We start from the raw sequence: 13,510 nt of genomic DNA on the forward strand, positions 1-13,510 counted from the left end.
ACGGCTTCGCCGCGGGCCCCTTCCCTCCCCCGCTGCGCAGGAGAGGGAGCTTTATCCCCTCCCCTGCGCAGCGGGGGAGGGTCAGGGAGGGGGCAAGGAACCTCCCCCCACAAACACCTCGCTACAGCGGCCGCCGCGCCTTCAGTGCCGCGGTCAGCGTCCCGTCATCGAGATAGTCCAGTTCTCCGCCCACCGGCACGCCGTGGGCCAGACGGGACACGGACACCCCGCTGCCGGACAGACGGTCGGTCACCACATGGGCAGTGGTCTGCCCGTCCACCGTGGCGTTCAGCGCCAGGATGACCTCGGTCACCACCGGGTCCTTCGCGCGCTCCACCAGGGACGGGATGTTCAGATCGTCCGGCCCGACCCCCTGCAAGGCCGACAGCGTGCCGCCCAGCACATGGTAGGTGCCGCGGAAGGCGCGCGTGCGCTCCAGCGCCCAGAGGTCGCCGGCATCCTCCACCACGCAGATGGTCGAGCGGTCGCGGCTGTGGTCGGAACAGACGGAGCAGGGGTCGCGGCTGTCCAGATTGCCGCAGACCGAACAATTGCGGATGGCCTCCGCGGCGAGCGCCATGGATTCGGACAGCGGCACCAGCAGGCTGTCGCGGCGCTTCATCAGGTGCAGCGCCGCCCGCCGCGCCGACCGCGGCCCCAGCCCCGGCAGCTTGGACAGGAGCTGGATCAGGCGCTCGATTTCAGGTCCGATCATTCACGGCTTCGCTGGCACGGCTTCGTTGGCACGGCTTCGATTTCAAGGGGCGGCCGGGCCGCGTTCGACCCGGCCATAACAACTCAGAACGGCAGCTTCATGCCCGGCGGCAGCTTCATCCCGCCCATCAGATTCTGGGTCTCGTTGGCGACGTGCTGCTCCACCTTGGCCTTGGCGTCGTTGAAGGCGGCGATGATCAGGTCCTCCAGAACCTCGATGTCCTCCGGATCGACGATCGACTTGTCGAGCTTGATCTTCTTCATCTCGCCCTTGCCGTTGACCGTGACGTTGACCATGCCGGCGCCCGACTGGCCGGTCATCTCGACCTCGCCCAGGCGGGCCTGCATCTCCTGCATCTTGGCCTGCATCTGCTGGGCCTGCTTCATCATCTGGCCGAGGTTCTTCATGGGTCAGAAATCTCCTTCATCGTCGAGCGGGTAATAAACCCCGTCGTCCTGCTGCATGACCATAAGGTCGGGATTCTCGCCGTCATCCGCAACCTGGGGCTCGGCCTCGACCGCCGCCTTGAGGTCGCGGACGTCGGTGATCTTCGCGCCGGGAAAGGCGTCCAGAACGGCGCGCACCACCGGATGCGCCTCCGCCTCCTCCAGCGCGCGCCTCTGGGCGGCCTGCTCCTGCTGGATCAGCGTCGGCTCGCCCGGCGCGTCCGACACGATGACGACCCAGCGCTGGCCGGTCCATTCCGTCAACAGCTGGCCGACGCGATTCGGCAGGGTCGACGGGGCCAGGGTCGTCAGCCGCAGTTCCAGCCGCCCCGGCTCCAGACGCACCAGATGGACGCTGCCGGTCAGGTGGCCGTAGAGCGCGCCCTCGCGCTTCTCCGCGAAGACCTGGACCAGCGTGCGGAAGTCGCGCGGCATCGCCACGCGCTCCTCGTCCGCCACGGCGACGGCAACGGTCTGCACGGGTTGGGCAACCGGCTGCGGGCTTGGCTGTGCCTGGGCGACGGCGCGCACGGCGGAACCGCCCACCGCCACCGGCCCGCCACCGGGACCGCGTGGGGCCGAGCCACCACCTTGTCCACCCTGCCCGCCACCGTTCTGCAAATTCTGGAACTGGCGGATCAGGTCGCCCGGAGTCGGCATATCGGCGGCGTAGGACAGCCGCACGATGACCATCTCCAGCGCCTGCTGCGGCACCGGGGCCGCCTGCACCTCGCCCAGCCCCTTCAGCAACAGTTGCCACGCGCGGGTCAGCGCCGGCATACCGAGCTTGGCCGACAGGGCGGCGCCGCGGGTGCGCTCCGCCTCCGGCAGGCCGGGGTCGTTGGCGCTGTCCGGCACGACCTTCAGCCGCGTCAGATTGTGCACGAGGTCGAGAAGGTCCTGGAGGATCACCACCGGATCGGCGCCGACGCGGTGCAGGTCGGACAGGATGTCCATCGCCTCCGCCGGCTTGGCCGAGACGGCGGCCTCGAACAGGTCGATCACCTTGGAGCGGTCGGCCAGACCCAGCATGTCGCGCACCTGCTGGGCGGTCACCGTGCCGGCGGCCAGCGCGATGGCCTGGTCGAGCAGCGACAGACCGTCGCGCACCGACCCGTCGGCGGCCCGCGCGATCAGGGATGCTGCGTCCGGCTCGATCCCCGCCCCTTCCAGGCCGGTGATGCGGGTGAAATGCTCCTTCAGCACCTGGGCGTCGACGCGCCGCAGGTCGAAACGCTGGCAACGCGAGAGCACCGTCACCGGCACCTTGCGGATCTCGGTGGTGGCGAAGACGAACTTCACATGGGCCGGCGGTTCCTCCAGCGTCTTCAAAAGCGCGTTGAACGCGCTCTTGGAGAGCATGTGGACCTCGTCGATGATGTAGAGCTTGTAGCGCGCCGAGACGGGGGCGTAGCGCACACCGTCGATGATCTCGCGGATGTCGTCCACGCCGGTGTGGCTGGCGGCGTCCATCTCCATCACATCGACGTGGCGGTCCTCGGCGATGGCGCGGCAATTGTCGCAGACGCCGCAGGGCGTCACGGTCGGCCCGCCGGTGCCGTCCGGCCCGGTGCAGTTCAGCGCGCGGGCGATGATGCGGGCGGTCGTCGTCTTGCCCACGCCGCGCACGCCGGTCAGCATGAAGGCCTGGGCGATGCGGCCCGAATGGATGGCGTTGGTCAGGGTGCGGACGAGCGCGTCCTGCCCGATCAGCTCGGCAAAGCTCTTCGGACGGTATTTCCGCGCCAGCACCCGGTAGGCGAGGCCCCCGGACGTCCCGGAAACGGAAGAGGACATATCGGCAACGGTGGTATCGGTCACGCGGCTGGCCCGGTAATCGGCTTCACGACGGAGCGCAGAATAGCGTCACGGCACAGGGCTGTCGCCGTTTCAATTCGCTGAAACGATTTGACTGGCGCAACGATTTCATGGGGAAGGGTGGGAGACTGGACGAACGACCCGAGCCGAAACTCGTTACGGCTGCTTCCTTCCGGACCTGACCGGGTTGGCGAGGGACTCGTCCGCCGCCAGCCTCCCGCGCCTTATATCGGCGATCAGGCCGTCCCATGCAAGGCCAATCTGCGCCGATCTGCCGGCCTTCCGTTTGACGCGGAACGAAAAAGCCCCGCGTCCGGCGGAACGCGGGGCTTTTCCTCTTCCCAGGCCTCGTCCCGGATGGAACCGAGGCGCGTTACTGCGGCAGCGGCGCCGGGCTGTCGGACAGGGAGCGCAGATAGGCGATGATGTTCGCCCGGTCCTGGTCCTTCTTCACGCCGGCGAAGGTCATCTTGGTGCCCGGCGCGTAGGCCTTCGGGTCGTAGAGGAAGTGGTTCAGCTCGTCGTAGTTCCAGGGGCCGGCCTTGCCCTTGATGGCATCGGAATAGGCGAAGCCGTCGATATGACCGTGTGCGGCGCCGACGATGCCGTAGAGGTTCGGGCCGACCTTGTTCGCGCCGCCCTTGTCGAAGCTGTGGCAGGCGGCGCAGGCCTTGGCCGCGGACTGGCCGGCGGCGGCGTCGGCCTTGGCGAGCAGCGGGGCGATCTCGGCGGGGCCGGACGGGGCCGCGCCACCGGTGGGAGCCGGAGCGGCGCCGTCCGGCATGGCCACCACATAGGCGGGTTTCTCAAGCGACTTCGGGTGCACCAGAACTTCCGCGGCGAAGCCCGCCAGCATGGCGATCAGACCCGCCAGCAGCACGGCGCCGAAAATCTTGTTCCACTCCATGCTCATAACGTCTTGTTCCCCTTTTTGTCGTGCCGCGGGTCCGTCGCCAGGGCTGGCTGGTTCTCCGCCGCACGATAGCGTGACCGCGGCGGCTTGTCACCGCTTCGGCCCCCTCCCATGCCACAGGAATGTCGGTTCTCCGACTGTTGGCCGTCTGAATATTGGACCGACGCCGCTTGACGCAAAGGGCGATCCATGGTTCACCCGCCCGACCTTTCGACGCGACAGGGGGCCGTTCCATCATGAACGCCGACATGAACGCCAGCGCAGACATCCGGAGCACGGCGAACCCGCCGCCCTCAAATCCAATCGTCGTGATTCCCGCCCGCATGGCATCCACCCGCCTGCCAGGCAAGCCGCTGGCCGACATCGGCGGGGCGCCGATGATCGTGCAGGTGTGGCGCCGCGCCATGGAGGCGGAGATCGGCCCGGTGGTGGTCGCCTGCGCCGAGCCGGAGATCGCCGCGGCGGTGGAAGCGGCGGGCGGCACCGCCGTCCTGACCCGGCCCGACCATCCCTCGGGCTCCGACCGCATCTTCGAGGCGGTCAGCCTGCTCGACCCGGAGGGGAAGTACGACGCGGTGGTGAACGTGCAGGGCGACCTGCCGACCATCGAGCCCGCCGTGGTGCGCGCCGCCTTCGCCCCGCTGTCCGACCCGCAGGTCGACATCGCCACGCTGGTGGTCGAGATCACGCGGGAGGAGGAGCGCACCGACCCCAACGTGGTGAAGGCCATCCTGGAGCTGCCGCCCGGCGCCCGGCGCGGCCGCGCCCTCTATTTCAGCCGCGCCACCGCACCCTGGGGCGACGGGCCGCTGTTCCACCACATCGGGCTTTACGCCTACCGCCGCGCCGCGCTGGAGCGCTACGTTCGCCTGCCGCCCTCGGCGCTGGAGCAGCGGGAGCGGCTGGAGCAGCTCCGCGCGCTGGCCTTCGGCATGCGCATCGACGCCGCCGTCGTTGACGCGGTTCCGCTCGGCGTCGATACTCCCGCCGACCTGGAGCGCGCCCGCGCGATCCTTGCCAAGCGCACTTCCCTTTAAAAGAAGATCTCCCGATGACGACTTCGAACGTGATCGCCTTCCAGGGCCTGCCCGGCGCCTATTCGGACCTGTCCTGCCGGACGGTCTTTCCGGACATGACGACGCTGCCCTGCGCCACGTTCGAGGACGCCTTCGCCGCGGTGCGCGAGGGGCGCGCGGCGCTCGCCATGATCCCGGTGGAGAACTCCATCGCCGGGCGCGTGGCCGACAACCACCATTTGCTGCCCGAGGGCGGCCTGCACATCATCGGCGAGCATTTCCAGCGGGTGAACCACCAGCTCCTCGCCCCGAAGGGCGCGACGCTGGCCGGGCTGAAGACGGTGCGCAGCCACATCCAGGCGCTGTCCCAGTGCCGCAACATGACGCGCGAGCTGGGGCTGACGGCGATCTCCCACGCCGACACCGCGGGCGCCGCCGCCGAGATCGCCAAGCTGGGCGACCCGCAGCACGCCGCCATCGCCTCCTCGCTGGCGGCGGAGATCTACGGCCTGGACATCCTGAAGGGCGGCATCGAGGACGCGGAGCACAACACCACCCGCTTCCTGATCCTGTCCCGCGAGCCGAAGACCCCGCCGCTGCCCACCGAAGGGACCGGGGCCAAGATCATCACCACCTTCGTCTTCCGCGTGCGCAGCGTGCCGGCGGCCCTCTACAAGGCGCTGGGCGGCTTCGCCACCAACGGCATCAACATGACGAAGCTGGAAAGCTACATGGTCGGCGGGCACTTCACCCAGACCCAGTTCTACGCCGACGTGGAAGGCCATCCGGAGGAGCGCTCCCTGCGTCTGGCGCTGGAGGAGCTGGCCTTCTTCGCCCGCGCGGGCGAGGTGAAGATCCTGGGCGTCTACCCCGCCAACCCCTTCCGCTATCAGGAAAGCCAGCGCATCGGCGAGGATTGAACACCCGCCCACTTGCCCCCACCCTTCCCACGGCTTCGCCGCGGGCCCCTTCCCTCCCCCGCTATCGCAGGAGAGGGAGCTTAATCCCCTCCCCTGCGAAGCTCTCGCACAAACCAAAGGTTTGCGCTGACGCGACAGGCGGACCTCTGGTCCGCCGAGAGCGGGGGAGGGTTAGGGAGGGGGCAATGACCGAGGGGGCACGCGATGCGACGCCCTCACTCCCCCTCGGCGATCCACTCGTCGATCAGGCGGCGGGCGATGCTGTCGGGGCGGGCGAGGCGGAACTCCTCGCTGGGAGTAAAGGTCCGCAGAAACTCGCGGTCGAACCAATGGGCCGTCTCCAGCTCCTCCAGGTCCGTCTGGATGTCCAGCGTCACCGCCCGCGCGCTGAAGCCCAGCATCAGCGAGGACGGGAAGGGCCAGGGCTGGGATGAGTGGTAGCGGATGTCGGTGACCTCCAGCCCCACCTCCTCCAGCACCTCGCGCTTCACGCTGTCCTCCAGGCTTTCGCCCGGCTCGACGAAGCCGGCCAGCACCGAATGCATGCCCGGCGGGAAGCGGGAGTTGCGGCCCAGCACCATGCGTCCGGCCCCGTCATGGACCAGCATGATCACCGCCGGGTCGGTGCGCGGGAAATGGTGCGTGGCACAGTCCGGGTTGGTGCAGACGCGCACGTGCCCGCCCTCGGCACCCATAGCGACGGAGCCGCAGACGCCGCAGAAGCGGTGCCGGGCGTTCCACCAGGTGATGCCGCGGGCGTAGGCGCACAGCCCGGCCTCCGTCGCCTCCATCAGCGGGCCGACGGCGCGCAGGTCCTCGAAGCGACCGAGCCCGGCAAGGGCCGGATGCTCCTCCGGCGCTTCCAGACCGGTCAGGTCCACGGTGAACTGCGGCACGCCGTCCAGCAGGCCGAGGAAGACCGGCTCCACGCCCCAGTCGCCACCACAGGCCACGGCGACCGCGCGGGCCGAGTCGGCGTCGCCGGTCACGAAGTTGCGCGATTTCGCCACGGGCAGCAGGCGCGCGTTCGGCGAGGCCCAGGCGTCTTTCAGCCAGTCCTTGTCCTTGCGGCGCACGGCGGCGCGGTCGAGCGGAATGCCGGCGTAGGCGTTCGGGCGGTCGGGTGGGGAGGAGCGGTCGTGCATGGCGAAGAGGCTGCCACAAGCCCGCGGAACGGGGAAGCGGCGTCCCGCGCAACCCTCCCCCCGCATTGATGGTTTGCGCCGGGAGAGCACCCGACTAGGATGCCGTCCTCGTCCCAACCACGCGCATTCCGGCGGAGCGACCATGACCGAACCCTGCCCCACCCCCCTGGTGACCCTGGCGGAGCGTCTGGCCGACGCCTCCGGCCCGGTCATCCGCCAGTATTTCCGCACGCCGGTGGCGGTGGACGACAAGGCCGACGCCTCCCCCGTCACCATCGCCGACCGCGAGGCGGAGCGGACCATCCGCACCATCATCGAGGCCGAGCGCCCCGACGACGGCATCTATGGCGAGGAGTTCGGGACCAAGAACCTGGACGCCGAGTGGGTGTGGGTGATCGACCCCATCGACGGCACCAAGTCCTTCATCACCGGCCGCCCGATCTTCGGAACGCTGATCGCCCTGCTGCACCGCGGTCGCCCGGTGCTGGGGGTCATCGACCAGCCCATCGTCCGGGACCGCTGGCTGGGCGTCGAGGGCCGCCCCACCCTGTTCAACGGCCAGCCGGCCCGCGTGCGCGCGTGCGCCGGGGGGCTGGCCGCGGCGACGCTGGGCACCACCTCGCCCGACCTGTTCCCCGGTGCGGACCAGGACGCCTTCCGCCGGGTGGCGGGGGCGGCCAAGGTGTCCGTCTATGGCGGCGACTGCTACAGCTACGGCCTGCTGGCGGCGGGCTATTACGACCTCGTCGTCGAATCGGGGCTGAAGCTCTACGACTTCGCGGCGCTGGTGCCGGTGGTGACCGGGGCCGGCGGGCTGATGACCGATTGGGACGGCCAGCCGCTCGACGCCAAGTCCAGCGGGCGGGTGGTCGCCGCGGGCGACGCCCGCACCCACCGCGAGACGCTGGCCGCCCTGGCCGGCTGAGACAGGAGGACCACGCCCATGGCCACCATCGCCACGCCCGCCCGCTCCGTCTTCGAGACCTCGCCGGAGAAGCTGCGCCCCTTCCTGCATTCGCTGGCCGGCCGGGTGTCGGGCGGGGCGAACTGGCTGGTCCGCAAGAAGACGGTCTGCGACCTGCTGCTGGGGCTGGACGCCTTCTTCGCCCTGCCGGCGGAGGAGCGCCGCGCCCTGATGGGCGCCGGGGAGGACGCCTCCAGCCAGGACGGCACCGGCCCGGAGGACTTCCGCAACGTCCTGCCGCTCTATGTCGGGGCGATCCTGGAAGGGCTGAAGGAGGAGGCCGTGACGGGGCCGGAGCAGGCGGCGATCTACATGCTGTCCATCCATCCGGAGCACCAGATGGCCGCGGAGGAATGGATGCTCGCCGACCCGCGCAACGGCAAGGCGGTGCGCCGGATGATGCGGTCCGACCGCCGCTACCGCCAGCTCATGGAGCGCATGGCGGACCATTGGAAGAAGACCCGCGCCGGTCAGGGCAGCAGCGAGACGGCCAGCAGCCCCAGGTAAATGCCGATGAACAGGCCGAGGACGATTCCGTAATCCTCGTCGGTCATCGGGTTGGAATCGGGGTCGAACTGCCGCATGATATACTCCCGGTGCGTCAACGGATTCCCAGAATAACCGTTGACGGGCCAAGAGTTCCCGCGACAAGGCCGTGACTTCCGGTGGACAGGGATGAACCACAGAGACACGGAGGCACAGAGAGGCCTCGTGTCGATGGCTCCGTGCCTCCGTGGTGAAAATTCCGACAAAAAACGGACCGCGCCGGAGGGGCACGGTCCGCGTAGTCGGGAGGGACCCGAAGGGAAGGGTCAGGAAGGACTCAGGTGGACGGACTCAGGTGGAAGGCCGGGCCTCGCCGGTGATGGCCGGTTTCGGCGGCAGCTCCTCGGCCAGCGCACGGTAGGCCAGCCCGCCGAGCAGCCCGCCGACCAGCGGCGCCACCCAGAAGGCCCAGAGCTGTTGCAGCGCCCAGCCGCCGACGACCAGCGCCGGCCCCGTGCTGCGCGCCGGGTTCACCGACGTGTTGGTGACCGGGATGCTGATGAGGTGGATCAGCGTCAGCGCCAGACCGATGGCCAGCGGCGCGAAGCCGGCGGGCGCCCGCCGGTCGGTGGAGCCCAGGATGACGATCAGGAACATGAAGGTCAGGACCACCTCGGCCAGCAGGCCCGAGGTCAGGTTGTACGCGCCCGGCGAATGCTCCCCGTACCCGTTGGCGGCCAGCCCCTTGGCGGCCAGCGACCAGTCGGCCTTGCCGGTGGCGATGACGTACAGCACCACCGCCGCCAGGAAGGCGCCGACCAGCTGCGCGATGACATAGGGCAGGATGTCCTTGGCCGGGAAACGCCCGCCGGCCCACAGCCCCACCGTGACCGCCGGGTTCAGGTGGCAGCCGGAGATGTGGCCGACCGAGTAGGCCATGGTCAGCACCGTCAGGCCGAAGGCCAGGGAGACGCCGGTCAGCCCGATCCCGACCTCCGGAAAGGCGGCGGACAGCACGGCGCTGCCGCAGCCGCCGAAGACCAGCCAGAAGGTGCCGAGAAACTCCGCGCTCGTGCGCCGGAACATCGACATGTCACCACCTCGTCGGGCTTGCCACATGTTCGCCTTTTTTGCGCCCCGGAACCGGCCGGCGCCAGCGGACGGGCGTAAGATACCGTTGCGTACGCGGACTTGACGCGCCGCGAGGCGCGTACATGCTAAGGCTGATCCGCCTCACGATCCCAGGCCAACCACATCAGGACCGACGATGCGCCGAGTTCTCGCTGCCGCCCGGACGACCGCTGTCTTGGCTCTCCTTGCGCTGACGGCGCCAATCCAGGCGAATGGGGTCCAAGCGGAAACCGTCACCGTTCCCGCCCTGAAGCAGTTCGGCGAGCCGGAATTCAAGCCGGGCTTCACCCACTTCCCGCACGCCAACCCCGACGCGCCGAAGGGCGGACAGATCACGCTGGCCGCGCAGGGCAGCTTCGACAGCCTGAACCCGATCATCCTGCGCGGCGTCACCCCGCGCACGCTGGGGCTGATCGCCGACTCGCTGATGGTCGGTTCCGGCTGGGAGATGGACGCGGCCTACGGGTCGCTGGCGGAGTCGGTGGAGTTGCCCGACGACAAGAGCTGGGCCGTCTTCCACCTGCGCCGGGAGGCGCGCTGGCACGACGGCGTGCCGGTGACCGCCGGCGACGTGGTCTTCGCCTGGGATTCCATTCAGGCGCACGGCAACCCCTTCCTGAAATCCTTCCTCGACCGCGTCGCCGCGGTGGAGGCGCTGGACGAGCACCGGCTGAAGATCACCCTGAAGACCACCGGGGAGATGAAGCCGATCATCGACTTCGCCACCAGCATCGCCCCCCAGCCCGAGCATTGGTGGACCGCCAACGGACGCGACATTTCCAAGACGACGCTGGAGCCGGTGCTGGGCAGCGGCCCCTACCGCATCAGGACCGTCGATCCGGGCCGCTCCATCACCTTCGAGCGGGTGGCCGACTGGTGGGGCCGCGATCTGCCGACGGCGCGCGGCTTCTACAATTTCGACAGCGTGAAGGTCGATTACTACCGCGACGACGACGTGATGTTCGAGGCCTTCAAGGCCGGCGCCTACGACTTCCGCACCGAGAACCGGGCGCAGCGCTGGACCACCGGCTACGACTTCCCCGCCGCCAAGGACGGCCGGGTGAACCGCGTGGAGGTGAAGAGCGACCTGCCGCTGGGCGCCCAGGGCTTCCGCCTGAACACCCGCCGCGCCAAATTCGCCGACCCGCGGGTGCGCGAGGCGCTGGGCTATCTGTTCGACTTCGAATGGATTCAGAAGAACATCCTGTACGGCCAGTATCTCCGCACCACCTCCAACTTCCCCAACTCCGACTTCGGCGCCAAGGGGCCGCCGACGCCGGAGGAGCTGGCCCTGCTGGAGCCCTTCCGCGCCCAGCTGCCGGAGCGCGTCTTCACCACCCCCTTCGAGCCGCCCAAGACCGACGGCAGCGGCAACACCCGCAACAACCTGCGCGAGGCCATGCGCCTGTTCCGCGAGGCCGGGTGGGAGCTGAAGAACGGCCGGATGTCCAGCGCGAAGACCGGCGAGGTGCTGAGCATCGAGTTCCTCGACGGCACCGGCGCGTTGACCCGCGTGATCCAGCCCTATGTCGAGGCGCTGCGCAAGGCGGGCATCGACGCGGTCCTGCGGGTGGTCGACACCGCCCAGTTCCAGGCGCGCACCGACGAGTTCGACTTCGACGTGGTGGTGGCGAACTTCAACTTCTTCACCCCGCCGGGAACCGAGCTGCGCAGCTATTTCGGCTCCGCCGCCGCGGACGTCCGGGGATCGGCCAACTACGCCGGCATCAAGGAACCGGCGGCCGACGCGATGATCGAAAAGGCGCTGGCGGCGAAGGATCTGGCGTCCGTCCAGGCGGCGACCCGCGCGCTCGACCGCGTGCTGCTGTGGGGCTTCTACATGGTGCCGCACTGGTACAACCCGGACAACTGGATCGCCCACCGGACGACGCTCGGCTTCCCGGAGAAGACGCCGAAATACGATCTGGGCTTCCGCAACAGCGGCTTCCCCGATGCGTGGTGGGTGAAGCGATAGCCCCTTAAAGCCGAGGCTCCGCCTTGATTGTGCCACAAGGGAGACCCTACCTTACCGGAAACAAAAAGGACCGAGAGGGGCATGAGGAAGACCGGTAAAGCGATCCTGGCCGCGGTCATGTGCCTGTATCTGGCGGAACCCTTCGCCACGGCCCGTGCCCAATCCACCCAGCCGGAGGCCGCAAGGCACGCCGTCACTGCCCATGGGACGCCGAAATACGGGCCGGACTTCCAACATTTCGACTACGTCAACCCCGACGCCCCGAAGGGCGGCGAGATCAAGCTGGCGACCTACGGCAGCTTCGACAGCCTGAACCCCTTCATCCTGCGCGGCTCGGTCTCCGCCGGGGCCAGCCTGCCCTTCGACACGCTGACGGTGGAGAGCGGGGACGAGGTGCTGACCCGCTACGGGCTGCTCGCCGAGACCATCACCGTCGCCGAGGACCGGAGCTGGGTGCGCTTCACGCTGCGCCCGCAGGCGCGCTTCCACGACGGCGCCCCGGTGACCGCCGAGGACGTGGTGTGGAGCTTCGAGACGCTGCGCGACAAGGGCCACCCGCTCTACCGCACCTACTACGCCGACGTGGTGAAGGCGGAGAAGACGGGCGAGCGCACGGTCACCTTCACCTTCCGCGACGGCGGCAACCCCGAGCTGCCGGTCATCATGGGCCAGTTGTCGGTGCTGCCGAAGCATGTCTTCGAAGGAAACGGTTCCGGGGTGCGCGACTTCGCCAGCACGACGCTGGACCCCATCGTCGGCAGCGGCCCCTACCGGATCACCGAGGTGCAGCCCGGCCGCTCCCTCGTCTTCGAGCGGGTGACGGACTGGTGGGCCAAGGACCTGCCGGTCAACCGCGGGCGCTACAACTTCGACCGCATCCGCTTCGACTATTACCGCGACCTCGACGTGGTGTTCGAAGCCTTCAAGGCCGGGGCCATCGATTTCCGGTTGGAGCATTCGTCGAAGAACTGGGTGACCGGCTACAACGTGCGTGCCTTCTTCGACGGTCACATCGTCCGCGAGGAGATGAAACACCAGGACCCGCAGGGCATGCAGGCCTTCGTCTTCAACAGCCGCCGCCCGGTCTTCGCCGACCGCAAGGTGCGCGAGGCGCTGAATCACCTGTTCGACTATGAATGGACGCGGGCGAACCTGTCCTACGGGCTGTTCCAGCGCACCAAGAGCTTCTTCTCCAACTCCGAGCTCGCCTCCAGCGGCTTGCCCTCGCCGGAGGAGCTGAAGCTGCTGGAGCCGTTCCGCGGCACGGTGCCGGATGAGGTCTTCACCAAGCCCTTCGCGCCGCCGCAGACCGACGGGTCCGGCAACATCCGCCCGAACCTGCGCACGGCGCTGTCCTTGCTCAAGGAGGCCGGGTGGGAGCTGAAGGGCAACAAGCTGCTGAACGCGAAGACCGGCGAGCCGATGCGCTTCGAGATCCTGCTGGTGCAGCCGGACATGGACCGCATCGTCCAGCCCTTCGTCCGCAACCTGGAGCGCGCCGGGATCGAGGCGGCCATCCGCGTGGTGGACACCGCCCAGTATCAGAACCGGATCGACCGCTACGACTTCGACATGGTCATCCAGCGCATCCTGCAATCGACCTCGCCCGGCAACGAGCAGCGCGACTACTGGCAATCCGCCCGCGCCGACCAGCCGGGCAGCCGCAATCTGGCCGGCATCAAGGACCCGGTGGTCGACGCGCTGATCGACAAGGTCATCCAGGCCCCCGACCGCGAGAGTCTGATCACGGCGACCCGCGCGCTCGACCGCGTGCTGCTGTGGGGCTGGTACGTCATCCCGCAATGGCACGACGACGTGCGGCGCGTCGCCTATTGGAACCGTTTCTCCCATCCGGCGGTTGCGCCCAAATACGGCTTGGCCTTCACCGACACCTGGTGGGTCGATCCGGACAAGAACGCGAAGCTCGCCAACACGGCCCGCCGCGCGGCGCCCTGAGACGGTTGGGAAATGACCGCTTCCA

12 protein-coding genes and 1 other RNA gene are annotated in these 13,510 nt (G+C 68.8%); 6 read left to right on the plus strand and 7 right to left on the minus strand.

The genetic code is table 11. From position 1 onward, the window contains the following. Positions 1-121: 121 nt before the first annotated feature. From recR to JJL56_RS09975, 5 genes are all read right to left on the minus strand, one after another. Positions 122-715 (minus strand): recombination mediator RecR, encoded by a 594-nt coding sequence (gene recR / locus JJL56_RS09955; protein ID WP_200485048.1) that lies wholly within the window; start codon positions 713-715, stop codon positions 122-124. An 83-nt stretch (positions 716-798) separates the two neighbouring features. Then, positions 799-1,122 (minus strand): YbaB/EbfC family nucleoid-associated protein, encoded by a 324-nt coding sequence (locus tag JJL56_RS09960; RefSeq protein ID WP_014239409.1) that lies wholly within the window; start codon positions 1,120-1,122, stop codon positions 799-801. Positions 1,123-1,125: 3 nt separating this feature from the next. Beyond that, positions 1,126-2,982: a DNA polymerase III subunit gamma/tau gene (locus JJL56_RS09965; RefSeq protein WP_145625143.1), complete on the minus strand. Its 1,857-nt coding sequence runs from the start codon at positions 2,980-2,982 to the stop codon at positions 1,126-1,128. Between the two features lie 117 nt (positions 2,983-3,099). Further along, positions 3,100-3,197: signal recognition particle sRNA small type (ffs, locus tag JJL56_RS09970), an RNA gene on the minus strand. Positions 3,198-3,352: 155 nt separating this feature from the next. Next, positions 3,353-3,892, minus strand: a complete 540-nt coding sequence (locus JJL56_RS09975; RefSeq protein ID WP_145625145.1) for a c-type cytochrome — start codon at positions 3,890-3,892, stop codon at positions 3,353-3,355. 248 nt (positions 3,893-4,140) lie between these two features. On the opposite strand from JJL56_RS09975, the gene JJL56_RS09980 reads away from it, so the two are divergent. Both JJL56_RS09980 and JJL56_RS09985 read left to right on the plus strand, forming a co-directional pair. Further along, a complete protein-coding gene (locus JJL56_RS09980; protein ID WP_200485049.1) occupies positions 4,141-4,929 on the plus strand; it encodes a 3-deoxy-manno-octulosonate cytidylyltransferase in 789 nt (262 codons plus the stop codon). A gap of 14 nt (positions 4,930-4,943) precedes the next feature. Continuing rightward, positions 4,944-5,828 (plus strand): prephenate dehydratase, encoded by an 885-nt coding sequence (locus JJL56_RS09985; protein WP_200485050.1) that lies wholly within the window; start codon positions 4,944-4,946, stop codon positions 5,826-5,828. 215 nt (positions 5,829-6,043) lie between these two features. Here the strand turns inward: JJL56_RS09985 and nudC are convergent, their stop codons facing one another. Continuing rightward, positions 6,044-6,973: an NAD(+) diphosphatase gene (gene nudC / locus JJL56_RS09990; RefSeq protein WP_145625149.1), complete on the minus strand. Its 930-nt coding sequence runs from the start codon at positions 6,971-6,973 to the stop codon at positions 6,044-6,046. A gap of 142 nt (positions 6,974-7,115) precedes the next feature. On the opposite strand from nudC, the gene hisN reads away from it, so the two are divergent. Together hisN and JJL56_RS10000 are read left to right on the plus strand one after the other, a co-directional pair. Continuing rightward, positions 7,116-7,898, plus strand: a complete 783-nt coding sequence (gene hisN, locus JJL56_RS09995) for a histidinol-phosphatase (RefSeq protein ID WP_145625151.1) — start codon at positions 7,116-7,118, stop codon at positions 7,896-7,898. Positions 7,899-7,916: 18 nt separating this feature from the next. Then, a complete protein-coding gene (locus JJL56_RS10000) occupies positions 7,917-8,444 on the plus strand; it encodes a hypothetical protein (protein WP_145625153.1) in 528 nt (175 codons plus the stop codon). A gap of 330 nt (positions 8,445-8,774) precedes the next feature. Here the strand turns inward: JJL56_RS10000 and aqpZ are convergent, their stop codons facing one another. Then, positions 8,775-9,515 carry an aquaporin Z gene (gene aqpZ, locus JJL56_RS10005; protein WP_145625154.1) on the minus strand — a complete coding sequence of 247 codons (741 nt, stop codon included), beginning with the start codon at positions 9,513-9,515 and terminating at the stop codon, positions 8,775-8,777. Between the two features lie 214 nt (positions 9,516-9,729). On the opposite strand from aqpZ, the gene JJL56_RS10010 reads away from it, so the two are divergent. Beyond that, positions 9,730-11,529: an extracellular solute-binding protein gene (locus JJL56_RS10010; RefSeq protein ID WP_247890698.1), complete on the plus strand. Its 1,800-nt coding sequence runs from the start codon at positions 9,730-9,732 to the stop codon at positions 11,527-11,529. A gap of 81 nt (positions 11,530-11,610) precedes the next feature. Next, positions 11,611-13,485, plus strand: coding sequence for an extracellular solute-binding protein (locus JJL56_RS10015; RefSeq protein ID WP_200485052.1), 1,875 nt, complete (start codon positions 11,611-11,613; stop codon positions 13,483-13,485). Positions 13,486-13,510 lie beyond the last annotated feature (25 nt).

This window comes from Azospirillum aestuarii (genome assembly GCF_016632405.1).
Taxonomy (GTDB): Bacteria; Pseudomonadota; Alphaproteobacteria; order Azospirillales; family Azospirillaceae; genus Azospirillum; species Azospirillum aestuarii.